21 protein-coding genes, 1 rRNA gene and 1 riboswitch are annotated in these 25625 nt (G+C 59.3%); of the genes, 11 read left to right on the top strand and 11 right to left on the bottom strand.

The genetic code is table 11. The features are described from left to right. Window positions 1-28: 28 nt before the first annotated feature. Window positions 29-222: riboswitch (Lysine riboswitch) on the top strand. A 109-nt stretch (window positions 223-331) separates the two neighbouring features. Further along, on the top strand, window positions 332-1684 hold the full coding sequence (lysC, locus tag ET34_RS0109045) for a lysine-sensitive aspartokinase 3 (RefSeq protein ID WP_031521360.1): 1353 nt from the start codon (window positions 332-334) through the stop codon (window positions 1682-1684). A gap of 21 nt (window positions 1685-1705) precedes the next feature. Here the strand turns inward: lysC and ET34_RS0109040 are convergent, their stop codons facing one another. The 3 genes from ET34_RS0109040 to ET34_RS0109030 are packed head-to-tail and all read right to left on the bottom strand — an operon-like array spanning window position 1706 to window position 4857. Continuing rightward, window positions 1706-2491 carry a nucleotidyltransferase domain-containing protein gene (locus tag ET34_RS0109040; RefSeq protein WP_031521359.1) on the bottom strand — a complete coding sequence of 262 codons (786 nt, stop codon included), beginning with the start codon at window positions 2489-2491 and terminating at the stop codon, window positions 1706-1708. 4 nt (window positions 2492-2495) lie between these two features. Continuing rightward, entirely contained in the window at window positions 2496-3722 is a 1227-nt protein-coding gene (locus ET34_RS0109035) for an RtcB family protein (RefSeq protein ID WP_031521357.1), read from the bottom strand. Then, window positions 3712-4857 (bottom strand): slipin family protein, encoded by a 1146-nt coding sequence (locus ET34_RS0109030; RefSeq protein WP_031521355.1) that lies wholly within the window; start codon window positions 4855-4857, stop codon window positions 3712-3714. The genes ET34_RS0109035 and ET34_RS0109030 overlap by 11 nt, the downstream gene beginning before the upstream one ends. A 173-nt stretch (window positions 4858-5030) precedes the next feature. On the opposite strand from ET34_RS0109030, the gene ET34_RS20920 reads away from it, so the two are divergent. The 4 genes from ET34_RS20920 (at window position 5031) to ET34_RS0109010 (ending at window position 8424) form a co-directional block, all read left to right on the top strand. Further along, entirely contained in the window at window positions 5031-5225 is a 195-nt protein-coding gene (locus tag ET34_RS20920) for a hypothetical protein (RefSeq protein WP_152548376.1), read from the top strand. 106 nt (window positions 5226-5331) lie between these two features. Then, window positions 5332-6939 carry an RNA repair transcriptional activator RtcR gene (gene rtcR, locus ET34_RS0109020; RefSeq protein WP_031521354.1) on the top strand — a complete coding sequence of 536 codons (1608 nt, stop codon included), beginning with the start codon at window positions 5332-5334 and terminating at the stop codon, window positions 6937-6939. A gap of 150 nt (window positions 6940-7089) precedes the next feature. Further along, window positions 7090-8037 (top strand): ketopantoate/pantoate/pantothenate transporter PanS, encoded by a 948-nt coding sequence (gene panS, locus ET34_RS0109015; RefSeq protein ID WP_031521352.1) that lies wholly within the window; start codon window positions 7090-7092, stop codon window positions 8035-8037. A 114-nt stretch (window positions 8038-8151) separates the two neighbouring features. Further along, window positions 8152-8424: a YjbD family protein gene (locus ET34_RS0109010; RefSeq protein WP_031521350.1), complete on the top strand. Its 273-nt coding sequence runs from the start codon at window positions 8152-8154 to the stop codon at window positions 8422-8424. 1 nt (window position 8425) lies between these two features. Here ET34_RS0109010 and rluF read toward each other — a convergent pair whose 3' ends face one another. Beyond that, complete coding sequence (gene rluF, locus ET34_RS0109005; protein ID WP_031521348.1) at window positions 8426-9307, bottom strand: 23S rRNA pseudouridine(2604) synthase RluF; 882 nt, start codon at window positions 9305-9307, stop codon at window positions 8426-8428. A 145-nt stretch (window positions 9308-9452) separates the two neighbouring features. Here rluF and ET34_RS0109000 point away from each other — a divergent pair, with 145 nt between their 5' ends. Then, a complete protein-coding gene (locus ET34_RS0109000) occupies window positions 9453-9731 on the top strand; it encodes a type II toxin-antitoxin system RelB/DinJ family antitoxin (RefSeq protein WP_031521346.1) in 279 nt (92 codons plus the stop codon). Further along, window positions 9709-10017 (top strand): type II toxin-antitoxin system YafQ family toxin, encoded by a 309-nt coding sequence (locus tag ET34_RS0108995; protein WP_031521345.1) that lies wholly within the window; start codon window positions 9709-9711, stop codon window positions 10015-10017. The genes ET34_RS0109000 and ET34_RS0108995 overlap by 23 nt, the downstream gene beginning before the upstream one ends. Window positions 10018-10046: 29 nt before the next feature. On the opposite strand, the gene ET34_RS0108990 is transcribed toward ET34_RS0108995, so the two are convergent. Then, window positions 10047-11678: a Na/Pi cotransporter family protein gene (locus tag ET34_RS0108990; protein ID WP_031521343.1), complete on the bottom strand. Its 1632-nt coding sequence runs from the start codon at window positions 11676-11678 to the stop codon at window positions 10047-10049. A 292-nt stretch (window positions 11679-11970) separates the two neighbouring features. Next, window positions 11971-15654: a methionine synthase gene (gene metH / locus ET34_RS0108985; protein ID WP_031521341.1), complete on the bottom strand. Its 3684-nt coding sequence runs from the start codon at window positions 15652-15654 to the stop codon at window positions 11971-11973. Between the two features lie 191 nt (window positions 15655-15845). Here metH and iclR point away from each other — a divergent pair, with 191 nt between their 5' ends. From iclR to ET34_RS0108965, 4 genes are read left to right on the top strand one after another with little or no spacing between them, the layout of a single operon-like run. Continuing rightward, entirely contained in the window at window positions 15846-16682 is an 837-nt protein-coding gene (iclR, locus tag ET34_RS0108980; protein WP_031521339.1) for a glyoxylate bypass operon transcriptional repressor IclR, read from the top strand. A 57-nt stretch (window positions 16683-16739) separates the two neighbouring features. After that, complete coding sequence (locus ET34_RS0108975; protein ID WP_031521337.1) at window positions 16740-17402, top strand: CDP-alcohol phosphatidyltransferase family protein; 663 nt, start codon at window positions 16740-16742, stop codon at window positions 17400-17402. Further along, window positions 17399-18061 carry a lysophospholipid acyltransferase family protein gene (locus ET34_RS0108970; protein WP_031521336.1) on the top strand — a complete coding sequence of 221 codons (663 nt, stop codon included), beginning with the start codon at window positions 17399-17401 and terminating at the stop codon, window positions 18059-18061. Before ET34_RS0108975 ends, ET34_RS0108970 begins: the two co-directional genes overlap by 4 nt. Beyond that, window positions 18054-18986 carry a phosphatidate cytidylyltransferase gene (locus ET34_RS0108965; RefSeq protein ID WP_031521334.1) on the top strand — a complete coding sequence of 311 codons (933 nt, stop codon included), beginning with the start codon at window positions 18054-18056 and terminating at the stop codon, window positions 18984-18986. Before ET34_RS0108970 ends, ET34_RS0108965 begins: the two co-directional genes overlap by 8 nt. Before the next feature lie 2 nt (window positions 18987-18988). On the opposite strand, the gene aceK is transcribed toward ET34_RS0108965, so the two are convergent. From aceK to rrf, 5 genes are all read right to left on the bottom strand, one after another. After that, window positions 18989-20731 (bottom strand): bifunctional isocitrate dehydrogenase kinase/phosphatase, encoded by a 1743-nt coding sequence (gene aceK / locus ET34_RS0108960; RefSeq protein ID WP_031521332.1) that lies wholly within the window; start codon window positions 20729-20731, stop codon window positions 18989-18991. Between the two features lie 88 nt (window positions 20732-20819). After that, window positions 20820-22127, bottom strand: a complete 1308-nt coding sequence (gene aceA, locus ET34_RS0108955) for an isocitrate lyase (RefSeq protein WP_031521330.1) — start codon at window positions 22125-22127, stop codon at window positions 20820-20822. 110 nt (window positions 22128-22237) lie between these two features. Further along, the gene (gene aceB / locus ET34_RS0108950; RefSeq protein ID WP_031521328.1) at window positions 22238-23836 is read right to left on the bottom strand and encodes a malate synthase A; all 1599 of its coding nucleotides are present in this window, start codon (window positions 23834-23836) and stop codon (window positions 22238-22240) included. Between the two features lie 243 nt (window positions 23837-24079). Continuing rightward, window positions 24080-25009: a homoserine O-acetyltransferase MetA gene (metA, locus tag ET34_RS0108945; RefSeq protein ID WP_031521326.1), complete on the bottom strand. Its 930-nt coding sequence runs from the start codon at window positions 25007-25009 to the stop codon at window positions 24080-24082. A 461-nt stretch (window positions 25010-25470) separates the two neighbouring features. After that, window positions 25471-25586 (bottom strand): 5S ribosomal RNA (rrf, locus tag ET34_RS0108940). Window positions 25587-25625 lie beyond the last annotated feature (39 nt).

Below are 25625 nucleotides of genomic sequence, written 5' to 3'. Positions count from 1 at the left end.
GACATACCCGGCCTTTCAGGCAAGGGGTATGGCCAGAAGAGGCGCGTTGCCCAGGTATCGTGTGTGAGGAGCCAGTCCGCAGACCGCACGAGAGGGGGAGCAACGCCGAGGTAGCGCAGCGTCTGGCAACGCGTGCTATCGACCGCAGGGGCTGAATCCCCTGGGTTGTCACCCGAAGCGCCCGCAGTCGGACGCTTCGCAAGGTGGAGCGCTTCTGGGTGAATGTGGTTGTGGTTTTTCCCGTCTGCGTCCGCCCCCTTACCGCTCTCTCCTTGTGCCATGGCTGAATAACGTTGTGCCATCCCGGATGGCTCCCTGACACGAGGTTGTTATGACAAATGCTTTTGTTGTCGCCAAATTTGGCGGCACCAGTGTGGCCGATTTCGACGCGATGAACCGCAGCGCCGACGTGGTCCTTTCCGATGATACCGTGCGTCTGGTGGTGCTTTCCGCCTCGGCGGGCATCACTAATTTGCTGGTGGCGCTGGCAGAAGGTCCGGAAGCGACCGAGCGCTTCGTCAAGCTCGATGCGATCCGCAAAATCCAGTATGACATCCTCGAACGCCTGCAAAACCCGACCGTTATCCGCGACGAAATCGATCGTCTGCTGGAGAACATCGCCACCCTGTCCGAAGCGGCGTCGCTCGCGACCTCCACTGCCCTCACTGACGAGCTGGTAAGCCACGGCGAACTGATGTCCACCCTGCTGTTTGTCGAAGTGCTGCGCGAACGCGCGGTGGAGGCGCAGTGGTTTGACGTGCGCAAGGTGATGCGCACCAGCGACCGCTTTGGCCGCGCCGAGCCGGACGTTACCGCCCTGGCCGAGCTCTGCGTTCAGCAGCTGCAGCCGCGCATTCGCGAAGGCCTGGTGATCACCCAGGGTTTTATCGGCAGCGAAGGTAAAGGCCGCACCACCACGCTGGGTCGTGGCGGCAGCGATTACACCGCAGCGCTGCTCGGTGAAGCGTTGAAGGCAGCGCGCGTGGATATCTGGACCGACGTACCAGGCATCTACACCACCGACCCGCGCGTAGTGCCGGCAGCGAAGCGCATCGATGAGATCGCCTTTGAAGAAGCGGCCGAGATGGCGACCTTCGGCGCGAAAGTGCTGCATCCGGCAACGCTGCTGCCTGCGGTGCGCAGCGATATTCCGGTGTTCGTCGGTTCCAGCAAAGATCCGGCGGCGGGCGGCACGCTGGTGTGTAACAAAACCACCAATCCGCCGCTGTTCCGCGCGCTGGCGATGCGCCGCAAGCAGACGCTGCTTACCCTGCACAGTCTCAACATGCTGCACTCGCGCGGTTTCCTCGCCGAAGTGTTCAGCATCCTGGCGCGCCACAATATCTCGGTGGATCTGATTACCACGTCGGAAGTGAGCGTTGCCCTGACCCTCGATACCACCGGCTCTACTTCCACCGGCGATACGTTGCTGACCCAGGGCTTACTGACTGAGCTTTCTTCCCTGTGCCGCGTGGAGGTGGAAGAGAATCTGGCGCTGGTGGCACTGATCGGTAACAACCTTTCCAAAGCCTGCGGCGTCGGCAAAGAGGTGTTTGGCGTGCTGGAGCCGTTCAACATTCGCATGATTTGCTACGGTGCTTCCAGCTACAACCTCTGCTTCCTGGTGCCGGGCAATGACGCCGAGCAGGTGGTGCAGAAGCTGCATCACAACCTGTTCGAGTGATAAAAAAATGGCCTGACAACGTCAGGCCATCACCGTGCGGAACAGTAAGTCGTCGAGCAGCGCCGGGTCGGCGTTATTGCTGCCGGGCAGTTCGGGCGGCGTTTCCCCTCGCGCCAGTTCCTGCAGGATAAACGCGTGGATGTGCGGGCGCATTGCCCCATATTCCGCTTCACCGGCCCGCTGTTTGATGGCGAGCAGCTCGTCGATCTCCCGGCGCAGCAGCGCATCCTCCACCGTCCCCTCCAGCAGCTGCGCAAAGCGCATCGGCGGCATTCCCTTCCCGGCTTCGATCCAGCGCACCGCCAGCAACGGACGCAGCACGTAGAAATACTTTTTCAGCCGCACTGTGTCGCCCTGCAAATAGCCGTGAAAGTTTTTGCGCGCCATTGAATAGTAGTGCCAGCGCGCCCGCTCGGCGGAGAACCACGCCGGCACCTGCGCCCGTAGCGCTGCCAGCGCGTGGTCATCCTGCTGATAGACCACCGGCGAATCCAGCCACTCGATGAGCGTCGGGTTGGCGCGCTTGAGCAGACCCAGCGCTTTGCGCCACTCCCAGCCCGACACGTCCAGCACCTCATCAATGGGCAGCTCGATCACATCCCGCGGCGGATCGACGCGCAGATACCATTCCGGGGGATGAACGTAGAGGAAACGCACATCATAATCGCTGTCCGGGGAAGCGAACCCCCAGCCCCGGCTGCCCGACTCGCAGGCATACAGCACACGCACGTTATCGCGCTGCTCCACTTCTTTCAGCACCTGCCGCACGCGCTCGCGCATGGCAGTGCTCACTCCGTTGTTGTTCATTGTCTTATCCTTTTACGCAGACCACCTGGCGCAGCGTATGCACCACTTCCACCAGCGAAGCCTGAGCGGTCATCACCGCATCAATATCTTTATACGCCATCGGGATCTCGTCGATCACCTCGCTGTCCTTACGGCACTCGACGTGCGCGGTGGCGCGGATCTGATCCTCAACGGTATAGCGCTTTTTCGCAGCGGTCCGGCTCATGGCGCGCCCGGCACCGTGGCTACAGGAGCAGAAGCTCTCTTCATTGCCCAGCCCGCGCACAATGAAACTTTTCGCTCCCATCGAACCGGGGATGATGCCCATCTGCCCTTTCTGCGCCGACACCGCGCCTTTACGCGTCACCAGCACCTCTTCACCAAAGTGCTGCTCTTTCTGCACATAGTTGTGATGGCAGTTAACCGCTTCCTGCTGAGTCATAAACGGCTTCGCGATCGCCGAGGAGAGCGCCGACAGCACGCGCGACATCATCACTTCCCGGTTATGGCGGGCATAATCCTGCGCCCACTCCACTGCCTCGATGTAATCCGCATAGTGTTTGCTGCCCTCTGCAAAATAAGCGAGGTCGCGGTCGGGCAGCGTTGCGATATGGCGTTGCATGTCCTTCTGCGCGAGGCTGATGAACAGCGTGCCGATGGCGTTGCCCACGCCGCGCGAGCCGCTGTGCAGCATCACCCATACCCGCTGCTGTTCGTCGAGACAGATCTCGATGAAGTGATTCCCGGTTCCCAGCGTACCCAGATGCTGATAGTTGTTGGTTTTCAGCAGCTGCGGGTATTTATCCGTCAGGCGCTTAAAGCGCGGAGCCAGCTGCGCCCAGTGGCTATCCACCTCCTGCGGCGGACGCGCCCATGCGCCTTTATCGCGCTGGGTGCGGGAGCCGGTGCGCCCGTGCGGCACGGCCTGCTCAATGGCGCTGCGCAGCCCGCTCAGGTTATCCGGCAGATCCCCTGCCGTCAGCGAGGTGCGCACCGCGATCATCCCGCAGCCGATATCCACACCCACTGCCGCCGGAATAATCGCCCCTTTGGTCGGGATCACGCTGCCAATGGTGGAGCCTTTCCCCAGGTGCACATCCGGCATCACGGCCAGGTGTCTGAAAATAAACGGCATCTGTGCGGTTTTCAGCAGCTGCTCGCGCGCTTCAGGCTCCACCGGCACGCCGTGCGTCCACATTTTTACCGGCGCGGTGTTCTCCCGCGCCATCAGTTGATAGTCGTTATGCTGCATGGATGTTTCCTTTAATGTTCACGAGGCCGTGCAGAACCTGGTCCAGGCCGCCGTAGACCGAAATTTTATCGATGCGCTCCGCAACGCGCTCCAGGGTTTCCATCTCCTTAAGACGCAACGCCACCGGGTTGTTCTCCATCACTTTTGCCGTGTTCAGCAGCGAGCGGGTCGCAGCGGTCTCTTCACGTCGGCGAATAACGTTAGCCTGGGCCAGTTTCTCCGCCTCAACCAGCCGCGAGAGGATGGTTTTCATCTCGCCCGGCAGCACAATATCCTTCACCCCAATGGAGGCAATCTCAATGCCAAACGGTGCCATGCGCGTTACTACCTGGGCGCTCACCACCTCGTCGATAACCTGCTTATTTTCCAGCAGCTCATCCAGCGTGCGGGTACCCACCGCTTCACGCAGGGCAAACTGCAGCTCGCGATAGAGGTGCTCAAGCGGCTTAGCCAGCTGGCTGTATGCCTGTAACACGTCGCCGTAGCGCCAGTTGGCACCGAGGTTAATACGCAGATTCACCTTATCTTTAGTCAGGATCTCCTGACCGGAAACCTCCAGCGCCTGCAGGCGGGTATCCACCGCTTCCGCTTCCACCAGATGATTGATTTTCCAGTACGCGCTTAACCCCGGCGACAGCAGCGGCTGCGTGACGCCATCAATTTTCAGCACCCCAACGTGCCACGCCGGTACGTTAACGATGAGGATCGCCTCGCGCCCCTTCACCGCCGCATCGCGGCCACGCGGTTGCAGAACGGCAGTCACGATCTCTGCCGGCACCTGCACCTCACGGGTATCCAGATGCACGGCCCGCAGGCTGTCGCCGTCGCGCCAGAACAGACGCCGTGCGCCAGGAGGGACGATCTCCACCAGCACGTTGTCGCGCCAGATCGCCGCCGTTTCGTTATCGGCGGTATCGACCACCAGGCAGTATTTCTCTACCCATGCAGGCTGAAACCGGCGCAGGTAGTCAGCCAGTTCGGGGGCTACGTCGCCGCTGTTTACGTCGATCACCACCACGTCCGGTTTGTTAAACCACGGCAGGCGATGCTCGCCCGCTTCCAGAATCTGATAAAAGTCGCCCTGTTTTGCCAGTAAACCCAGCTGGCCTTTACGAATCGTCAATGTGTTATTCATTTTGCTTTCCTTAATGTTGTGGCTGGCGCGAATGCAGGCGCGAAGCGGGAGGGGGAAGTGACCGCTGCTCTGGTCTTTTCTGCCTGCCGCCCGGCGCCGTTACCGGCGTCAGCTCTGGGCGGTCGTTACCAACCCAACCGCCGGGTACTGCTGTTTAAGTTCTCTGGAGGAGAATGCAAATTCAGGATTCGAACCTGATAAACCGATGTTTTGCCGGTGTCTCGCTGCTGGCGGAACGCCCCGTGGATAACCTGTTACTGTTCCCGGTGCGCCGGCGGGATGATGATTCCCTGCGATTCCAGCGTGCTGACGAGGTTATCTTTGCCAGAAGCGTGCCAGTTTCATTTAAGGCGAAAATAAATTCATAACCATATGAAATTTATCAATTTAATTTTTCTGTCTTTTCAGGACCCCCGGGCAGGAAAGCGCTACTATTTATCTTTTGGTATCGATTTTTATCTTTAAGGATAATCAATGAAAAAGCGTCGGGTGGTGATTGGCATGCTGGGTACCGTGCTGGACAAGCGCGGAAAACGCGCCAACCGCTGGAACAAGTGGCGACCGACGGTCGGGCTGTGCCTGCATCCCGATCTGCCTGTGGATCGGTTTGAGCTGCTGTGCCAGCCGCGTGACGCCGTGCTGGCGCAGCGGGTGGTGGAAGATATCGCCCTCGCCTCGCCGCATACCGAGGTTCGCCCGCACACCGTGACGCTCAACGATCCCTGGGATTTCGAGGAGGTGTACGCCGCGCTGCTCGACTTTGCCACCCGCTACCCGTTCGATACCGAACGCGAGGAGTATCTGGTCCACATCACTACCGGCACCCACGTCGCGCAGATCTGCTGGTTCCTGCTGACCGAAGCCCGCTACCTGCCCGCGGGCCTGGTGCAGACCAGCCCGGCGCATCGCGATGTCACCGATGCCGCCCTGACCGCAGCCGGAACCTACTCGGTTATCGATCTCGATCTGAGCCGCTACACCACGCTCACCAGCCGCTTCCAGCGCGAACAGCAGCAGTCGGTCTCTTTCCTCAAGGCCGGCATCGACACCCGCAATGCCACCTTTAACCGTCTGATTGACCAGATCGAACGCGTGGCCCTGCGTTCAACCGCCCCGATCCTGCTTACCGGGCCGACCGGGGCCGGAAAATCGTTCCTGGCGCAGCGCATCTTCCAGCTGCGGCAGTCGCGCCATCAAGTACAGGGCCGGCTGGTGGCAGTGAACTGCGCGACGCTGCGTGGGGATAACGCCATGTCGACCCTGTTCGGCCATGTCAAAGGTGCGTTTACCGGCGCGTTGCAGGCGCGGGCGGGTCTGCTGCGCGAAGCGGACGGTGGCGTGTTATTTCTTGATGAGATTGCAGAGCTGGGCCTCGACGAACAGGCGATGCTGCTCAAGGCCATCGAAGAGAAAACCTTCCTGCCGTTCGGCGCGGATAACGAGGTGCGCAGCGACTTCCAGCTGATCGCCGGCACCCACCGGGATATGCCGCAGTGGGTAGCGGAGGGCCGTTTTCGTGAAGATCTCTATGCCCGCATCAACATGTGGACCTTTGCCCTGCCAGGCCTCGCGCAGCGCCGGGAGGACATTCCCCCCAACGTGGAATATGAGCTGCAGCGCTTTGCCGGGCAGCAACAGACGCAGGTACGCTTCGATAAAGAGGCGAAGGCAGCGTATCTGGCCTTCGCCTGCTCGCCTCAGGCAGCCTGGCGCGGCAACTTTCGCGAGCTGAGCGCCTCGGTCGCGCGTATGGCAACGCTTGCCGAGCAGGGGCGCATTACGCTGGGTCTGGTGGAGGAGGAGACGGCACGCCTGCGGCAGAACTGGCGCAGCAGCAATCCCGCTCCGGCGTCGCTGCCGGTGCAGGACGAGATCGATCTTTTTGACCAGCGCCAGCTGGAAACGGTAATTGAGGTGTGTCGCCGCAGCGCCTCGCTGTCGGAAGCGGGTCGCACCCTGTTTGCGGTATCGCGTCAGAAGAAGCAGAACCCTAACGATGCCGATCGGCTGCGGAAATACCTTGCCCGCTTCGATCTCAGCTGGGAGCAGATCCGCGCCAACGATGAAGGCATTTCATCATAATTTATTTGAATAAAAATCCTTAGCACGATAAACAATACCTCTGGCCGGGCGTTCACCCGGCCTTTTTCATTCCCGGAGCGTAAACGCACGCCGCGGCTACAGCGGCACGGGAAAACACAACGACACTCTTCCGACCGCAAGGAAAATATCATGCTTGCCACTCTCACGCGGCTGTTCCCGCTCTGGGCGCTGCTGCTCTCGGTAATTGCGTATTATACGCCCGCCACCTTTACGCCCGTTGGCCCCTGGGTCACCACGCTGCTGATGCTGATTATGTTCGGCATGGGCGTGCATCTGAAACTCGACGACTTCAAGCGCGTGCTCTCGCGTCCGGCCCCGGTAGCAGCCGGCACGTTTTTACACTATCTGGTGATGCCGCTCGCCGCGTGGCTGCTGGCGATGCTGTTTGATATGCCGCCGGATCTCTCCGCTGGCATGGTGCTGGTGGGTAGCGTCGCCAGCGGCACCGCATCAAACGTTATGATCTATCTGGCAAAGGGCGACGTTGCGCTCTCGGTCACCATCTCGTCGGTCTCCACCCTGGTGGGCGTCATCGCCACACCGCTGCTGACCCGTCTGTATGTGGATGCGCATATCCAGGTGGACGTGATGGGGATGCTGCTCAGCATTCTGCAGATTGTGGTGATCCCGATTGCGCTGGGGCTGGTGATCCATCACCTGTTCCCGCGCGTGGTGAGAGCCGTGGAGCCGTACCTACCCGCGTTCTCGATGGTCTGTATCCTCGCCATCATCAGTGCGGTCGTGGCCGGCTCGGCAGCGCATATCGCCTCTGTAGGCCTGGTGGTGATCGTGGCGGTGATCCTGCACAACACCATCGGCCTGCTGGCCGGATACTGGGGCGGACGCCTGTTTGGTTTCGACGAGTCTACCTGCCGCACGCTGGCTATCGAAGTGGGAATGCAGAACTCCGGCCTCGCAGCGGCGCTCGGGAAAATCTACTTCTCCCCGCTCGCCGCCCTGCCCGGCGCGCTGTTCTCGGTCTGGCATAACCTCTCTGGTTCGCTGCTGGCGGGCTACTGGTCCGGCAAACCGATTAACGATAACCGCGCCCGCGCGCTTAAAAAGCGCCGCGCCTGAAAACAATAAAGCCCGCAGACGCGGGCTTTTTTTCGCAGGTTAAGGTGCAGATTTTACTGAGGCGCGCACCGCTTTGCTTTACACTGCAGACTCTTTCCTTCCGAGGTCGCAATAATGTCCACATCCCGACTGACGCAAAAAGAGATGACGGAAAGCGAACAGCGCGAACTGAAAACGCTGCTCGATAAAGCCCGTATCTCGCATGGCCGCCCTCTTACCAATTCCGAAACCAATCACGTAAAGAAAGAGTACATCGATAAGCTGATGGCCGAGCGCGCTACCGCTGCAAAGCAGGCCCGTGCGCAGAAAAAAAAGCAGGCGTTCAAGCCTGACACGGAAGCGACGTTCTCGTGGTCAGCCAGCAACCATACCCGTGGTAAGCGTTAGCTTAACGCCCTTTCTTCTTCCGTCCTGGCTGGTTGAAACGCTTGCGTGATGCCAGCTCGGCCGGGGTTTTCGCCATGCTTTTCGATCCGCTGGCAGCCGGGGTTTTCGCCACGGCGGCTTTGGGTTTCGCTTTTTTCACCGCTTTTGCCGGTTTGGCTTCCGAGGACGAGTTTTCAATCAGCTTAAACAGGTCGATCAGCTCATCGTCGGTTAAATCGCGCCACTCGCCCGGCGGCAGCCCGGTCAGACTGACGTTCATGATGCGGGTGCGTTCAAGCTTCGTCACCTCAAACCCGAAGTGCTCGCACATGCGGCGAATCTGACGGTTCAGCCCCTGCACCAGCACGATACGGAATGAGAACGGCCCTTCTTTTTTGACCTTACACTTTTTGGTCACGGTGCCGAGGATCGGTACGCCCGCGCCCATGCCACGAATAAAGTCGTCGGTGACGGGCTTGTTCACCGTTACCACATACTCTTTTTCGTGGTCGTTGCCGGCGCGCAGGATCTTATTCACCAGATCGCCGTGATTGGTCAGGAAAATCAGCCCCTGAGAATCTTTATCCAGGCGACCAATCGGGAAGATGCGCTTGCTGTGATTCACGTAATCAACGATGTTATCCCGCTCGCCCTCTTCGGTAGTGCTCACGATGCCGACCGGCTTGTTGAGCGCAATCAGCACCAGATCTTCTTCATCGCGCGGCTCAATCAGCTGGCCGTTGACCTTCACCACATCGCCAGCAACCACCTGATCGCCAATGCCGGCACGCTTGCCGTTGATGAACACATTCCCTTGCTCGATATAACGATCGGCATCGCGGCGTGAGCAAATCCCGCTCTCGCTAATGTATTTATTTAATCGGGTAGAGTGAGTTGGCAGCATAGTTTCTCCTGTAAAGGCGAAATATAACCTGCCTGCGGGACGATAAAAACCGTGCACGCGTAAGTTTATCGACCCGAGAAATCACCGCTTGAAAAATAACCACATCGTGAGCACAATGTACCCACAAAAAAAGCGAGGTGATGTTATGCAATCCAGCATCAAAATGCGTATTTCCGAAGAGCTGAAAAACGAAGCTACGCATATCCTGCGCGACTGTGGCCTCACCGTCAGTAGCGCAATACGCCTGTTTCTGGAACAGGTCGTGAGCCATCAGGGCATACCGTTCGAAGTCAAACGCCCCTCGATCAAAATGCAAGCCGCGCTGCAGGAAGCACGCGACATTGAAGCACATGCCAGCCACCGCTTCACGTCGTCAGACGACATGCTCAAGGAACTGAGCCATGATGAGAAACAAGAAAAGTAGCTTGCCTCGACGCGTGGACTACACGCGTACCTTTGCAAAATCCTGGGAGCGTTATAACAAAGCGGGGCGTCATGACATGCCTGCCCTGGTCGAGGTAATGACGCGCCTTTTCCACGGCAGTGTTTTGCCAGCCAGCTACTGCGATCATCAACTGAAGGGCGAACAGTGGGAAGGCGCAAGAGAGCTGCATATCGGCGGGGATTTCCTGCTGGTTTACCGCTTCAGTCCGGCGCAAAACCTGCTGACCTTTATCGATATTGGTACTCACAGCGAGCTTTTTGGATAAAAAACGCCTCCGCAGAGGCGCTTGCCGCTTTACTTCTCTTCCCGCGCATCATCCTCATCCGGCTGCTCCAGCACGCTGTACGCCACGGCACAGAACAACGAGTTCAGGCGCTTCATATCGCTCAGTAACCCCAGATGCAGCGAGCTGGTTTCGATGCTCTGCACGTTTTGCTGGTGCAGACGGTTAACGTGAGCGTGGGAGTAACGGCGGCTGAGAATGCGCAGGCGATGCTTGTTGCGGCGCAGACGCCGTGCACCCGCAACGTCGCCGGAGAAAAAGACCGTCAGCGCCAGCTTAAGGTTGTCGGAGAGCTGTTCCAGCAATGCGTCCAGCTCCTGAAGCCCCTCGGCGGAAAACGCGCGCCGCGCGGCGAAGGACTTACGCGCCACGTCGCTGGCCATACGTTCGATGATGTCCGCGGCCTGCTCCAGGTTGAGCGACATCTCAATAATCTCCGCCCAGCGGCGCGACTCGTCCCCGGTTAAATCCTCTTTTGGCATCTGCGCCAGATAGAGCTTGATGGCGGTGTAGAGCACGTCCACATCGTCGGCCAGCTTGCGCAACTCGCGCTCCTGACGCGGTTCGCCGCGGATCACGTTACCCCACATCGTCAGCATCTGCTCCAGCGCCTCGCCCATGCGCAGGGTTTCCCGCGCCGCGTTTGCCAGCCCCAGCGCCGGTGTGTCGAGCGCGGTGTTATCAAGATGCTTCGGCTTCAGGCGCGTATCTGCTTCCGGCGCATCGGCAATGACCCGCTGGCAGAAACGCGCCATCGGTTCGACAAAGGGCACCATCACCAGGCAGCGGATCAGGTTGTAGAAGACGTGGAAATAGATCACCAGTTCGGACTCGGGCAGGGAAATCTGACGCATCGCGTCGGCCAGCAGGTGCACAAACGGCAGTACCAGCAGGCTACCCACCAGCTTAAACAGCAGGCTACCGAGCGCCACGCGGCGTGCGGCGGGGGTCGCGGCGCTGTTGTTCAGCATCGCCAGCAGGCCTGAGCCGAGGTTGGCACCAATGACCAGGCAGAGCGCCACATCAAAGGAGATGACCCCGGTGGCGTTGAGCGTCGCGGTGAGCAGCACCGCTGCGAGGCTGGAGTAAGTGATCACGGCAAACACGGCGCCAATCAGCGCATCCAGCAGCATATCCCCGGTGAGGGAAGCAAAGATCACCTGTACGCCGGAGGCCTGGGTGATAGGCGTTACCGCCTGCACAATCAGCTCCAGCGCCAGCAGAATCAGGCCCAGGCCGATGCTGACGCGCCCGAGCTGTCCGGCACGGCTCTGTTTTTTGCTGAGGAAGAAAATGACGCCGATAAAAATCAGCAGCGGCGAAAGCCAGGAGAGATCGAAGGTCAGCACCCGGGCCATCAGCGCCGTGCCGACGTCGGCCCCGAGCACAATCACCAGCGCCGGTGCGAGCGCCACCAGGTCCTGGGCGACGAATGAGGTGACCAGCATAGTCGTGGCGTTACTGCTCTGCACCAGCGCCGTGACGCCAATCCCGGAACAAAACGCGAAGGGTTTCTTCTCTACGCTGCGGCTCAGCACTGTGCGCAGCCGCGCACCGTACACGCGCATCACGCCGGTGCGTACAATGTGGGTGCCCCATACCAGGAGCGCTACCGCAGAAAGCAGGTGCAGCAGAGTTAACACGGTTTCTCCTCTGTAATGATGGTTGAAGTTAGTATGTCCTTACTTCGCACAAAAGCGTTGAGCCAGCAAGGCGCGATAAGATGAGTATAAAGGGTTAATGCCAGACGGGGGCGGTTGCGCGTTGTGTGGGTGAAGGCTGTTACTGACGGGTGAGTACATCCACACCGTACCGCTTGTTATGGCGGGTGCGCAGGCTTACCCGCCCTACACGGCAATGAGTCGATAATCATGGCGGGGAGACGTAATTATCCACCGCCATGACGTTATGGCCTTTTATGCGCGTAGGATCAGATCAGTCCGCATCGTACCCCAAATTCGGGGCGAGCCACCGCTCCACCTCGCTGACGCTCATGCCTTTACGCTGGGCGTAATCCTCCACCTGATCGCGCTGGATTTGCGCCACGGCGAAGTACTTGCTGTCGGGATGGCTGAAATACCAGCCGGACACCGACGCGCCCGGCCACATGGCGTAAGACTCGGTGAGCTTCATCCCGATGCGGGTTTCCACATCCAGCAATTGCCAGATGGTGGCCTTCTCGGTGTGCTCCGGGCAGGCGGGATAGCCTGGTGCCGGGCGGATGCCCTGATAGTTCTCGCGGATCAGGTCCTCATTACTGAGGTTTTCATTCGGGGCGTAGCCCCAGATCACTTTGCGCACCCGCTCGTGCAGATACTCGGCAAAGGCTTCCGCCAGGCGGTCGGCCACCGCTTTAATCATGATCTTGTTGTAGTCGTCGTGCTGCGCGTCGAAGGCGTCGGCCAGCGCGTCCTCCTCCAGCCCGCCGGTGACGGCAAACGCGCCAAGATAATCCGCTTTACCGCTCAGTTTCGGTGCCACGAAGTCTGCCAGGCAGTAGTTAGCGAAGCCGACCTTCTCGGTTTGCTGGCGCAGATGGCGGCTGACCGCCAGCACGTGGGTGCGCGTCTCGTCGCGGTAGACTTCCACGTCGTCGCCCACCCGGTTCGCCGGGAAGATCCCCACTACGCCGCGCGGCGTGAGTGATTTTTCCGCCGCGAGCTGGTCAAGCATCTCGTTGGCATCCTTAAACAGGCGCTGCGCCTCCTCGCCCACGACGTCATCTTCAAGAATGCGCGGGTATTTCCCGGCCAGCGACCAGGTCATAAAGAACGGCGTCCAGTCGATGTAGTTGCGCAGCGTGTCGATGCTGGCAGTCACTTCTTCAACACCGAGGCGGTGCGCAGCGGGCGGAGTGTAACTCTCCCAGTCGAAGGCCAGATCGTTTTCCCGCGCCGCGTGCAGCGTGACCGGCGGGGTACGGGGTTTCTTACGCGCATGCTGAATACGCACGGTGTCGTACTCTTTACGGGTACGCGCCACGAACTCATCGCGCAGGGTATCGGAGAGCAGCGACGACACCACGCCCACGGTGCGCGAGGCGTTTTGCACGTAGACCGTCGGGCCGCTGTAATTTTGCTCAATCTTCACCGCGGTATGCGCTTTCGACGTGGTCGCTCCGCCAATCAGCAGCGGAATGGTAAAGCCCTGACGCTCCATCTCTTTCGCCACGTTCACCATCTCGTCCAGCGACGGGGTGATCAGCCCCGAGAGGCCAATCAGGTCCGCATTCACCTCGCGCGCGGTTTTGAGGATTTTCTCCGTCGGCACCATCACGCCAAGGTCAACAATTTCATAGTTATTGCACTGGAGCACCACGCCGACGATGTTTTTGCCGATGTCATGCACGTCACCCTTCACGGTGGCGATCACCATCTTGCCGTTCGTTTTGCCCTTCTCTTTGCTGGCTTCGATAAAGGGCTCCAGGTACGCCACCGCCTGTTTCATCACGCGGGCGGATTTCACTACCTGCGGCAGGAACATTTTGCCTTCGCCGAACAGGTCGCCGACCACGTTCATGCCGTCCATCAGCGGCCCTTCAATCACCTGAATCGGGCGCTCCGCCTGCTGGCGTGCCTCTTCGGTATCCTGCTCGATAAACTCGGTAATGCCCTTCACCAGCGAGTACTCAAGCCGTTTTTTCACCTCCCAGCTGCGCCACTCCGCCTGCTGGGCATTGGCGGCCTCGTCGCTTTTGCTGCCGCGATACTTTTCGGCCAGATCGAGCATCCGCTCGGTGCTGTCGTCCCGGCGATTGAGGATCACATCCTCGACCGCATCACGCAGCTCTGCCGGCAGATCGTCGTAGATTGCCAGCTGACCGGCGTTCACGATCCCCATGTCCATGCCGTTGCGGATCGCGTAGTAGAGGAACACCGCGTGAATGGCTTCGCGCACCGGGTCATTACCGCGGAACGAGAAAGAGACGTTGGACACGCCACCGGAGATCAGCGCATGCGGCAATTCACGCTTGATGTCTTCGCAGGCGCCAATGAAGTCCTGGGCGTAGTTGTTATGCTCTTCGATGCCGGTCGCCACGGCAAAGATGTTCGGGTCGAAGATGATATCTTCCGGCGGGAAGCCCACCTCTTCGGTGAGAATTTTATAGGCCCGGCGGCAGATCTCGATTTTGCGCGCGCGGGTATCGGCCTGGCCCACTTCATCGAAGGCCATCACCACCACTGCGGCACCGTAGCGGCGCACCAGCTTCGCGTGATGAATAAAGGTGTCGACGCCTTCTTTCATCGAGATGGAGTTAACGATGCCTTTGCCCTGAATGCACTTCAGCCCTTTTTCAATCACCTCCCACTTTGAGGAGTCGATCATGATCGGCACGCGGGCGATGTCAGGCTCGCCAGCAATCAGGTTGAGAAAACGCACCATCGCCGCTTCGGCGTCGAGCATCCCCTCATCCATGTTGATATCGATAATCTGCGCGCCGCTTTCCACCTGCTGACGCGCCACGTCCAGCGCTTCGCTGTACTTCTCTTCTTTAATCAGGCGCTTGAATTTTGCCGAGCCGGTGACGTTGGTGCGCTCGCCGACGTTCACGAACAGCGAATCGTCGCCAATCGTGAGCGGCTCCAGCCCTGCCAGACGGCAGGCGACCGGGATTTCCGGCAGTGGGCGTGGGGCAACGCCTTCTACCGCGCGGCTCATGGCCGCGATATGTTCCGGCGTGGTGCCGCAGCAGCCGCCGACAATGTTCAGAAAACCGGCCTGCGCCCATTCACCGATTTGCGCCGCCATTGGTGCCGGGTCGAGGTCATATTCCCCGAAGGCGTTTGGCAAGCCGGCGTTTGGGTGGGCGGTGACGTAGCATTCGGCGATGCGCGACAGCTCCTGCACGTACTGGCGCAGTTCGTCCGGCCCCAGTGCGCAGTTCAGGCCGAAGGAGAGCGCATCGGCATGGCGCAGGGAGTTGTAGAACGCCTCGGTGGTCTGGCCGGAGAGCGTGCGCCCGGATGCATCGGTAATGGTGCCGGAAATCATGATCGGCAGGTCAACGCCCAGCGCCTCAAATTCCGCTTTCACCGCGTAGATCGCGGCTTTCGCATTCAGGGTGTCGAACACCGTCTCGATCAGGATCAGGTCCGACCCGCCTTCCACCAGCGCGCGGGTTGATTCCCGGTAGGCCACCACCAGCTCATCAAAGGTGACGTTACGGTAGGCCGGGTCATTCACGTCGGGCGAAATGGAGGCCGTGCGGTTCGTCGGGCCAAGCACGCCCGCGACATAGCGCGGTTTATCCGGCGTGCGCGCCGTCCACTCGTCCGCACAGGCGCGGGCCAGCTTCGCGGCCTCAAAATTGATTTCCGCCGACAGCGCTTCCATCTGGTAGTCGGCCATCGCGATAGTGGTGGAGTTGAAGGTGTTGGTTTCCACAATGTCAGCGCCCGCTTCGAAGTAGGCGGAGTGGATCGCGGCAATGATCTCCGGTTTGCTGAGCACCAGCAGATCGTTATTGCCTTTCAGGTCGCAGGGCCAGTCGGCGAAACGTGCGCCGCGAAAATCCGCTTCCTCCAGGCGATAGCTCTGGATCATGGTCCCCATGCCGCCATCCAGCACCAGAATTCGTCTGGCTAGCTGCGCGTGCAGTTGTTCAACAGTGCTACTCACATTCACTCCCGGCGTTATAGTCAGGCCAACAGGCCAGCGAACCATACTGGCATAAAGCACCAGGGTGGAAAAGTCACACTGCAGTAACATGAGACATGTTCATAATTGACTCATCCGATCAGTCAGACGCCGGTTGCATTATCGCCAGATGAAACGAAAATGATTTCCACGATACAGAAAAGGAGTCCGTTATGGTCGCGCCCGTCCCCGCCAAACGCGGTAAAAAACCCCGCACTGCCGTCGCTGCCGCGCCAGCGCCCGCTACCGGGCAGGTACAGTCTCTGACCCGTGGCCTGAAGCTGCTGGAGTGGATCGCGGAATCCCAGGGCAGCGTCGCCCTGACCGAGCTGGCGCAGCAGGCTGGCCTGCCGAACTCCACCACGCACCGCCTGCTCACCACCATGCAACAGCTCGGCTTTGTGCATCAGGTTGGCGATCTCGGCCACTGGTCCATCGGCGCGCACGCGTTCATCATTGGCAGCAGCTTCCTGCAGAGCCGCAATCTGCTGGCGATTGTCCACCCGGTGCTGCGTAAGCTGATGGAAGAGTCAGGGGAGACGGTAAACCTGGCGGTGCTCGACCAGAACGATCATCAGGCGATTATCATTGACCAGGTGCAGTGCACCCAGCTGATGCGCATGTCCGCGCCAATCGGCGGCAAGCTGCCCATGCATGCTTCCGGGGCGGGAAAAGCCTTTCTGTCGCAGCTCAGCGAGGAGCAGGTCACCGGTCTGCTGCACCGTAAAGGGCTGCACGCTTATACCCCGGCGACGCTGGTTTCCCCGCTGCACCTGAAAGACGATCTCGCCCAGACCCGCAAACGCGGCTATTCGTTTGATGACGAGGAGCACGCCCTCGGCCTGCGCTGCGTGGCGGCCTGCATCTACGACGAACATCACGAGCCGTTTGCCGCCATCTCCATCTCCGGCCCGATTTCACGCATTACCGACGATCGCGTGACCGAGCTGGGGGCGCTGGTAATCAAAGCGGCGAAAGAGGTCACACTAAAATATGGTGGAGTGCGTTAATTCCTGATTGGTTTTATACTGGGTGCCCAAATTTTACCAACCTGGTTAATGACTTAAATGGAAAAGGATATTCACGATCGCCGTCCGGTAAAGACGCGCGATGCGCAGTGGGCGGTGTCTGCCGCTGCGTTTTTACGGCATAAGGGATGCACGCCGAACGGCATCTCTCTCTTCAGCATCGTCTGCGCTGCACTTTCTGCACTCTGTTTTCTCTGCGTCTGGCATCTCGACAACAGCCTGCTGCAACGCGGCGCGCTGCTGGTCGCGGCGGTGGGCATTCAGGGGCGCCTGATCTGCAATCTGCTCGACGGCATGGTCGCCGTGGAAGGCGGCATGCGCAGCCCGGCGGGTGCCGTATTTAACGAGCTGCCCGACCGCCTCTCCGATACGCTGCTGTTTCTCGGCGCGGGCTATGGCCTGACGCAGGTTGCGTATGGCGTGGAGCTGGCCTGGGCCGCCGCGTTCTTTGCTATCTTTACCGCCTATGTTCGCCTGCTGGGCGGCACCTGCGGGCTGGCGCAGCGTTTCACCGGCCCGATGGCGAAGCAGCACCGTATGGCGCTGTTGACCGGGGCCGCGGTACTTGCTGCCGTTGTGCCGCAGTGGGGCGAGCCGATCCTGCTGGCAACGCTCGCCATTATTGCCGCAGGCTCTGCGCTGACCGCGCTGCTCCGCACCCGGGATGTGTTAGCCCGCTTGCGTCAGGGAGAAGCCGGATGAGCCGTTTCTCGCTGGATAAAACCCTTGTGCAATCCTTTCTGGTCACCCTGTGCCGCCTGTTGACTGGCGTAAAGTCGTTCTGGCATCAGGTGCCGCAAAAAGACCGCCCCACTATCTACTACGCCAACCACAGCAGCCATCTGGACGGGCTGGTGATCTGGGCCAGCTTGCCGCGCGCGCTGCGTAACCAGGTTCATCCGGTGGCGGCGGCAGACTACTGGCAAAAAACGCCGCTGCGCCGCTACCTCGCTTCGCGCGTGTTTAATGCCGTGCTGGTTGAACGCCGTCGCCAGGCCGCAGATACGCCGGAAGCGAGCGAGTCTGCCGCGCCGCGCGATCCGCTGGCCTCGCTGGCAGACGCGCTGGAGAAAGGCGAGTCGCTGATCATCTTCCCGGAAGGTACTCGCGGTGACGGGAATGGGGTAGCCACGTTCAAAAGCGGGCTGTACCACCTGGCACGCCGTATGCCGGAGGCGCAGCTGGTCCCTGTGTGGCTGGAAAATATGAACCGGGTGCTGCCGAAAGGCTCGCGTCTGGTGGTGCCGATTATCTGTACCGCCACTTTTGGCGCGCCGATTGACGCGCCTGCCGGGGATGAATCAAAACAGGACTTTTTAGCACGGGCAAAAACGGCGCTGGGGGCGCTTGCGAATGATTAATATGGATCCCGCTCTCAGTCTGCTGCTGATGGGCCTGTTTGGCGTGTTAGCCGTGGCGAGCATCATTGGTTTCGCCCTGTCGCGCCGCTACAAGAACGCCACTATCGCCAACCTCAACGCCCGCATCCGCGCCTGGTGGCTGATGTGTACCGTGTCGGTCATCGCCATGCTGATCGGCCCTATAGGTTCCGTGGTGCTGTTTGCCCTGATGTCGTTTTTCGCGCTGCGGGAGTGCATAACCCTGATGCCGACCCGGCGCGGGGACCACGAGGCGCTGTTCTGGTGCTTCTTCGCCATTCTGCCGGTGCAGTATTTCCTCGTCGGTTTCGACTGGTACGGGGTATTCGTGATCTTCATTCCGGTGTACGCGTTCCTGTTTATCCCGGTACGCGTCGCGCTGGCGGGCGATACACAGCATTTCCTGGAACGCAGCGCCAAAATCCAGTGGAGCCTGATGATGGCGATCTACTGCGTCAGTCATGCGCCCGCCCTGCTGATGCTCGACATCCCCGGTTACGCAGGCCAGAACATCAAACTCATTCTGTTCATGATGATTGTGGTGCAGATCTCCGACGTGCTGCAGTATGTGTTCGGCAAGCTGTGGGGTAAGCGCGCCATCGTGCCAAAGCTCAGCCCGAACAAGACGGTAGAGGGGTTCATCGGCGGCATTTTCACTGCCAGCCTGGTAGGCGCCGGGCTGTGGTGGATCACGCCCTTTAACCCGCTCCAGGCGTTCTTTATCTCGCTGCTGATTACGCTGCTGGGCTTTGCCGGCGGGCTGTGCATGTCTGCCATCAAACGCGATCGCGGCGTAAAAGATTTTGGCGCGATGCTGGAAGGCCACGGCGGCATGATGGATCGTATTGATTCCCTGTGCTTTGCCGCGCCGGTCTTTTTCCACGTCGTTCGCTACTACTTTACCTGAGGCTACCCCGCCTGCCGGCGCTGACCGTAGCGCACGCTGAACCGCTGGCGTCTACGGTACGCATAGACGTCCTCCACGTGGCCGCTGCGAATGCGCGCCTGCAGCTCGCGCCACCAGGCGGCGCGGAACAGGTCGGCGTGCATCTCTTCAAACAGCGGCCCGATACGTGGATCGGCACACAGCCAGTGGCGGAACTCCTCAGGAAACACATCGCCGGGCGCCACGCTGTACCAGGGCTCGGCGCTCAGTTCGTCTTCCGGGTAGCGCGCGGGCGGAATATCGCGGAAGTTCACTTCCGTCATGTAGCAGATCTCATCGTAGTCGTAGAACACCACCCGGCCGTGGCGCGTGACGCCGAAGTTTTTAAACAGCATATCGCCGGGAAAGATATTGGCCGCCGCCAGCTGACGGATGGCATTTCCGTACTCCTCCACCGCGTTGCGTAGCTGAGCGCCGCTGACCTGTTCAAACCAGATATTCAACGGCACCATGCGGCGTTCAATATAGAGATGGCTGAGGCTGATGCGATCTCCCAGATCGGTGATCTTCTCCGCCACTTCAGCCTGCAACAACGCCATCAGCGACGGGCTGATGTGCCGCTTCTCCAGCACGAAATTTTCAAACTCCTGGGTGTCCGCCATACGGCCAACGCGGTCGTGCTCCTTTACCAGCTGATAGCAGGCCCGGACGTGGGCCGCGCTCATCTCTTTTTGCGGTGCGAAGCGGTCTTTGATCACCTTAAATACCCGGTCAAAGCCGGGCAGCGTGAACACCAGCATCACCATGCCGCGAATGCCGGGCGCTTCGACAAACTGCTCATCGGTGGCGGTGATGTAGTGCAGATATTCGCGATAGCTTTCGGTTTTGCCGTGTTTCTGGCAGCCAATTGCCATATAGAGTTCCGCCGTGGTTTTCCCCGGAAGGATTTCCCGCAGCCACTCCACCAGCGCGCCCGGCAGCGGGGCGTACACCATGAAATAGCTGCGCGCGAAACCAAAAACGATGCTCGCCTCGGCGTGGCGCGTGAGGCAGGTATCGATAAACAGCGTGCCGTCATCGCTTCGGTGGATCGGCAGCAGAAACGGTAGCGTACCGCCCGGCAGGATCAGCTTCGCCACCAGCCAGGCGGCTTTGTTGCGCCAGAACAGCTCGTTTACCATCTCCAGCGAGGCCTTACGCATCATCTCCGGGCCGAGGCTCTCCGCCAGGTGCGCGGTAATGTAGCCCACGTCGCGCGCCAGATCCTGCCACGGCAGGCGCAGCGGCAGATCCCGCAGTAAGGTAGTAAGCAGCTTCTCCCAACCCCGGTCCGGTTGAAAGGTTTTGCTCAACGGACGCGGCGGATTGCGAAAGCGCTGCGGGGACTGCGAGCTGAAAATAAACAGGCGCTCGGGGGAGAGCGCGCGGTGATCGAACAGCCGACAGTAGACAGAGTTAAAAAAGCTTTCGGCAATTTCAAAACGCGGATAGCCCGGCAGCAGATCGGTGTACTGCGCTTTTACCCGCAGTAAAAAAGTGGCGTCGGTGCGTTTGCCTGCCATGATGCACCTGACCTGCTCCACCACCAGACCTACGTGGTGATCGTAGAGATGGATGCGGCTTTTCATCGCCTGCTGCACAGCGTGCCAGTCCGCCTGTTCGAAGCGCTGCTGCGCCCCGGCAGTCACTTCGAGAAAACGGCCATACTGGGCGTCGAAGCCCTGCAGTATGGTCTGCGCAATCAACAGTTCCAGTCCGCGTGTCACAGGCAGGCTCCTGAGGGAAAGGTGATGCAACCGAGAGATAACCGAAAACACGGCGGGTAACGCTGACGCTTGCCCGCCGTGCGCGCCGCTAGAACTGCTGCTCTTCGGTCGAACCGGTGAGCGCAGTCACCGACGATGCGCCGCCCTGAATGATGGTGGTGACATGGTCAAAGTAGCCCGTCCCCACCTCCTGCTGGTGCGACACGAAGGTGTAGCCATCCTTCCCGGCGGCAAATTCAGGCTGCTGCACTTTCTCCACATAGTGCTTCATGCCCTCGCCCTGCGCGTAGGCGTGCGCCAGGTCGAACATGTTGAACCACATGCTGTGAATACCGGCGAGGGTAATGAACTGGTACTTGTAACCCATCGCCGACAGCGCATCCTGGAAACGCGCGATGGTGTCGTCGTCGAGCTTTTTCTTCCAGTTGAACGACGGCGAACAGTTGTAGGCCAGCAGTTTACCGGGGAAGCGGGCATGAATAGCCTCGGCAAAACGGCGCGCCTGGTCGAGGTCCGGGGTGGAAGTTTCGCACCACACCAGGTCGGCATAGGGCGCGTAAGCCAGTCCGCGGCTGATGGCCTGCTCAATGCCGGCATGAGTACGATAGAAGCCTTCAGAGGTACGCTCGCCGACAATAAATTCGCGGTCGTAGTCGTCGCAATCGGAAGTAATGAGATCCGCAGCATCGGCGTCGGTGCGGGCAATCAGCAGCGTCGGTACGCCCATCACGTCGGCTGCCAGCCGGGCGGCGACCAGCTTCTGGATCGCTTCCTGGGTAGGCACCAGCACTTTGCCGCCCATATGGCCGCACTTTTTCACCGAGGCCAGCTGATCCTCAAAGTGGACCCCCGCCGCCCCGGCTTCGATCATCGATTTCATCAGCTCGAACGCGTTAAGCACACCGCCGAATCCGGCTTCGGCATCGGCGACGATCGGCAGAAAATAATCGGTATAGCCCCGATCGCCCGGCTCGATCCCGGACGCCCACTGGATCTGATCCGCCCGTCGGAAAGTGTTGTTGATCCGATCGACCACCGCAGGCACTGAGTTCGCCGGATAGAGCGACTGATCCGGATACATGCTGGCGGCGAGGTTAGCGTCTGCGGCCACCTGCCAGCCGGAGAGATAGATGGCTTCAATCCCCGCCTTCGCCTGCTGCAGCGCCTGCCCGCCGGTGAGCGCGCCCAGGCTATTGATATAGCCCTTCTTCGACTCGCCGTTCAGCAAGCGCCAGAGTTTCTCCGCGCCACGCTGGGCCAGAGTGCAGGCCGGATTGACCGAGCCGCGCAGCTTTATCACCTCTTCTGCGCTGTAGGGACGAACAATCCCCTGCCAGCGCGCCTGCTTCCATTCATGTTCCAGCTGTTCGATTTGTTGGGTACGTGAAAGTGTCATGGCAGATGCTCCGTTCTTATCGTGCCTGTGTCAGGCGTTAAGGATGCAAACCGTCAGACCGCAGACGACATCAGTTTTCACTCTGACCGCGGGCGTCTTTACCGGGTAATTCAGGCCAGCCAGCGGTAGCCCGGCAGGGTGAGGAAGTCGATCAGCGTATCGGAGGTGGTGATCTGCTCCATCAGCCTGGCCGCTTCACTGAAGCGACCGTTGCTGAAACGGTGCTCGCCCAGCTCTTCGCGGATCACCATCATCTCTTCATCCAGCCACTGGCGGAACAGCGCGTTGGTGACCGGCGTGCCGTCGTTCAGGGTTTTGTGGTGATGGATCCACTGCCAGATCGAGGTACGCGAAATTTCCGCCGTGGCCGCGTCCTCCATCAGGCCATAGATAGGTACGCAGCCGTTGCCCGAGATCCAGGCTTCGATGTACTGCACCGCGACGCGGATATTGGCGCGCATCCCCTCTTCGCTGCGCTCGCCGTCGCACGGTGCCAGCAATTCGGCTGCGGTAATCGGGGCGTCTTCTTCACGGGTGACGTGCAGCTGATTTTTATGTTCGCCCAGCGCCTGGTCGAATATCGCCATCGCGGTGTCGGCGAGCCCCGGATGCGCAATCCAGGTACCGTCGTGGCCGTTCTGCGCTTCCAGCGATTTATCCGCTTTTACCTTGTTCAGCACCCAGCTGTTACGCTCCGCGTCTTTGCTCGGGATGAACGCCGCCATACCGCCCATCGCAAACGCCCCACGGCGGTGACAGGTTTTGATGAGCAGCCGGGAATAGGCGCTCAGGAAAGGTTTATCCATGGTAACGACCTGACGGTCTGGTAAAACCCGATCGCCGTGATTTTTCAGCGTTTTGATATAGCTGAAGATGTAATCCCAGCGCCCGCAGTTGAGGCCGACGATGTGGTCGCGCAGCGCATGCAGAATTTCGTCCATCTGGAACACCGCTGGCAGGGTTTCAATCAACAGCGTGGCTTTAATTGTGCCGCGCGTCAGGCCAAAGCGATCTTCGGTAAAGCTGAATACTTCGCTCCACCAGGCGGCCTCCTGCCAGGACTGGGTTTTCGGCAGATAAAAATAGGGGCCGCTGCCTTTGGCGAGCAGCTGCTGATGGTTGTGGAAAAAGTAGAGCGCAAAATCGAACAGGCTGCCCGGGATTGGTTCCTCACGCCAGGTGACGTGCTTTTCCGGCAGATGCAGACCGCGCACGCGGCACACCAGCACCGCAGGGGTGGGTTTGAGCTGATAGATTTTACCGGCTTCATTGGTCCAGGTGATGGTGCCATTCACGGCATCGCGCAGGTTGATCTGGCCCTCGATCAGTTTGCTCCACGCCGGCGACAGCGAGTCTTCGAAGTCGGCCATAAATACTTTCACGTTCGCGTTCAGCGCATTGATCACCATCTTGCGCTCTACCGGACCGGTGATCTCAACGCGGCGATCGAGCAGGTCGTCCGGTATGCCCCGAATTTTCCATGCGCTTTCTCTTATGGAAGCGGTTTCCGAAATAAAATCAGGCAGCGTGCCGGCATCAATCTGTGCCTGCTGGTGTACGCGCGCAGCCAGAAGCGTATTGCGCTGCGGCGTAAAGCGTGACACCAGTTCAGTGAGAAACGCGATAGCGTCTGGCGTCAGGATCTGCTGCTCCTGCTTGCCAAAACGCTGGGTGAAGCTTAACTCAGTGGTTGTAGCCTGTTGCGACATAATGCTCCTCCTCCCGATTGATCCTGTTTTACGCGGCTAATCATGGGCACGATCCTTTGCGTAATATTCGTTCAGCACCATTAAATCTACTTAATCTATTTCTAAAATCAAAAACAATTTCCATTTTATGTATTGCATTGAGGTAAACCGTTATTTAATAAACGATTAAAGTTGTGACAACATTGAGAGGAGATTTTGAAAATAAAAAAGGCACCCGAAGGTGCCTGATTCGTAAGGAGAGGATCAATCCAGCGTGGGATTCATGTGGCGCAGATCGAACGGCGTGATCTGGTAAACATAGTAATTTAGCCAGTTAGTAAACAACAGGTTACCGTGGCTGCGCCACGTTGCGCGCGGCTTCTGCTGTGGATCGTCGCCCGGGAAGTAGTTGTACGGCACAGAGGGATCGATGCCGGCTTCTACGTCGCGGAAATACTCTCCAGCGAGGGTATTGGCATCATATTCCGGATGCCCGGTGACAAAGGCGATACGTTTATCTTTGCTGGCAAACAGGTAGGCGTCGCCATCCTGTGATTCAGCCAGAATCTCAAGATCGGTGTAATCGCGGATCAGCGCCGCCGGGAAATCAGCATAGCGCGAATGCGGAGCCAGGAAGGAATCATCAAAACCACGGGTCAGCAGCGCGTGTGGATGGGTGATGAAATGCTCATAGACACCGGAAAGCTTCTCGCTGCGGGTCTGCTTCGGGATACCGTAAAGGATATTTAACGCGGCCTGTACGGCCCAGCAGACGAATAGCGTGGAGGTAACGTGATCTTTTGCCCACTCCAGCACCTGTTTGATCTGCGGCCAGTAAGCAACGTCATTAAATTCAACCAGACCAAGCGGCGCACCGGTAACGATCAGCCCATCGAAATTGTCGTTCTGAATATCTTCAAAATTACAGTAGAAGTTATTGAGATGTTCCGCCGGCGTATTACGTGATTCACGGCTATCGATACGCAGCAGCTGAATATCGAGCTGCAGAGCGGAGTTCGACAGCAGGCGCAGGAACTGATTTTCCGTCTCGATTTTCTTTGGCATCAGATTGAGGATGAGCACCTTAAGCGGTCGGATCTCCTGATTACTGGCGCGGGAATGCGTCATAACAAAGACATTTTCCTCACGCAGGAAATTTACGGCAGGTAACTCATCAGGCACCCTTATTGGCATAACCTTTTTCCTCAAATCATACGTTTAAACGTTTAGACATCCAGATGCCCAACATTAACCAGAAATGGCCTGAATGTCGAGTCTGCAAGCGGAAGGTGAGAAAGTTTCAAGGTACAGGGTGCGGCAGGCTTCCGGGAGGCGTAAAGCCTGTTAACCGTTAACGTGTGCTGGGGGAGTTTCAGTCTGCTACCGGGTCGTTTACGGGTGGTGTGCCGCTTCCCTGCAGAGTGGCGCAACGCTCACATCCGCGCCCGGCGGCGCGGCCCTGCGCAGGGATGTGGTGGCAGCCGGTGTTGTGATGGTATGGACTGATACCCAACAGGGTTGATCCTGCAGCTGCCGGCGGTGGCAGAAGCCTGGATGACAGCCAGGGATGGTACGGGCAGATGACCTGCCGGGACGTTTTCAGGAATACAAAAGCAAAAAACCCTCAGCTTTCGCTGAGGGTTCTTTAATTTGATGCCTGGCAGTTCCCTACTCTCGCATGGGGAGACCCCACACTACCATCGGCGCTACGGCGTTTCACTTCTGAGTTCGGCATGGGGTCAGGTGGGACCACCGCGCTACAGCCGCCAGGCAAATTCTGTTCGCTTACCGCCTCGCGGCCATAAGCTTT

Source organism: Siccibacter colletis (assembly GCF_000696575.1).
Taxonomy (GTDB): Bacteria; Pseudomonadota; Gammaproteobacteria; order Enterobacterales; family Enterobacteriaceae; genus Siccibacter; species Siccibacter colletis.
The sequence above is the reverse complement of the archived record's forward strand: the minus strand, read 5'-3'. Positions and strand labels throughout refer to the sequence as shown.

Excerpts from the sequence above, each read along its gene's own strand:
- lysC (WP_031521360.1), top strand. The coding sequence starts at position 332 with ATGACAAATGCTTTTGTTGTCGCCAAATTTGGCGGCACCAGTGTGGCC.
- ET34_RS0109040 (WP_031521359.1), bottom strand. The coding sequence starts at position 2,491 with ATGAACAACAACGGAGTGAGCACTGCCATGCGCGAGCGCGTGCGGCAG.
- ET34_RS0109035 (WP_031521357.1), bottom strand. The coding sequence starts at position 3,722 with ATGCAGCATAACGACTATCAACTGATGGCGCGGGAGAACACCGCGCCG.
- ET34_RS0109030 (WP_031521355.1), bottom strand. The coding sequence starts at position 4,857 with ATGAATAACACATTGACGATTCGTAAAGGCCAGCTGGGTTTACTGGCA.
- ET34_RS20920 (WP_152548376.1), top strand. The coding sequence starts at position 5,031 with ATGCAAATTCAGGATTCGAACCTGATAAACCGATGTTTTGCCGGTGTC.
- rtcR (WP_031521354.1), top strand. The coding sequence starts at position 5,332 with ATGAAAAAGCGTCGGGTGGTGATTGGCATGCTGGGTACCGTGCTGGAC.
- panS (WP_031521352.1), top strand. The coding sequence starts at position 7,090 with ATGCTTGCCACTCTCACGCGGCTGTTCCCGCTCTGGGCGCTGCTGCTC.
- ET34_RS0109010 (WP_031521350.1), top strand. The coding sequence starts at position 8,152 with ATGTCCACATCCCGACTGACGCAAAAAGAGATGACGGAAAGCGAACAG.
- rluF (WP_031521348.1), bottom strand. The coding sequence starts at position 9,307 with ATGCTGCCAACTCACTCTACCCGATTAAATAAATACATTAGCGAGAGC.
- ET34_RS0109000 (WP_031521346.1), top strand. The coding sequence starts at position 9,453 with ATGCAATCCAGCATCAAAATGCGTATTTCCGAAGAGCTGAAAAACGAA.
- ET34_RS0108995 (WP_031521345.1), top strand. The coding sequence starts at position 9,709 with ATGATGAGAAACAAGAAAAGTAGCTTGCCTCGACGCGTGGACTACACG.
- iclR (WP_031521339.1), top strand. The coding sequence starts at position 15,846 with ATGGTCGCGCCCGTCCCCGCCAAACGCGGTAAAAAACCCCGCACTGCC.
- ET34_RS0108975 (WP_031521337.1), top strand. The coding sequence starts at position 16,740 with ATGGAAAAGGATATTCACGATCGCCGTCCGGTAAAGACGCGCGATGCG.
- ET34_RS0108970 (WP_031521336.1), top strand. The coding sequence starts at position 17,399 with ATGAGCCGTTTCTCGCTGGATAAAACCCTTGTGCAATCCTTTCTGGTC.
- ET34_RS0108965 (WP_031521334.1), top strand. The coding sequence starts at position 18,054 with ATGATTAATATGGATCCCGCTCTCAGTCTGCTGCTGATGGGCCTGTTT.
- aceA (WP_031521330.1), bottom strand. The coding sequence starts at position 22,127 with ATGACACTTTCACGTACCCAACAAATCGAACAGCTGGAACATGAATGG.
- aceB (WP_031521328.1), bottom strand. The coding sequence starts at position 23,836 with ATGTCGCAACAGGCTACAACCACTGAGTTAAGCTTCACCCAGCGTTTT.
- metA (WP_031521326.1), bottom strand. The coding sequence starts at position 25,009 with ATGCCAATAAGGGTGCCTGATGAGTTACCTGCCGTAAATTTCCTGCGT.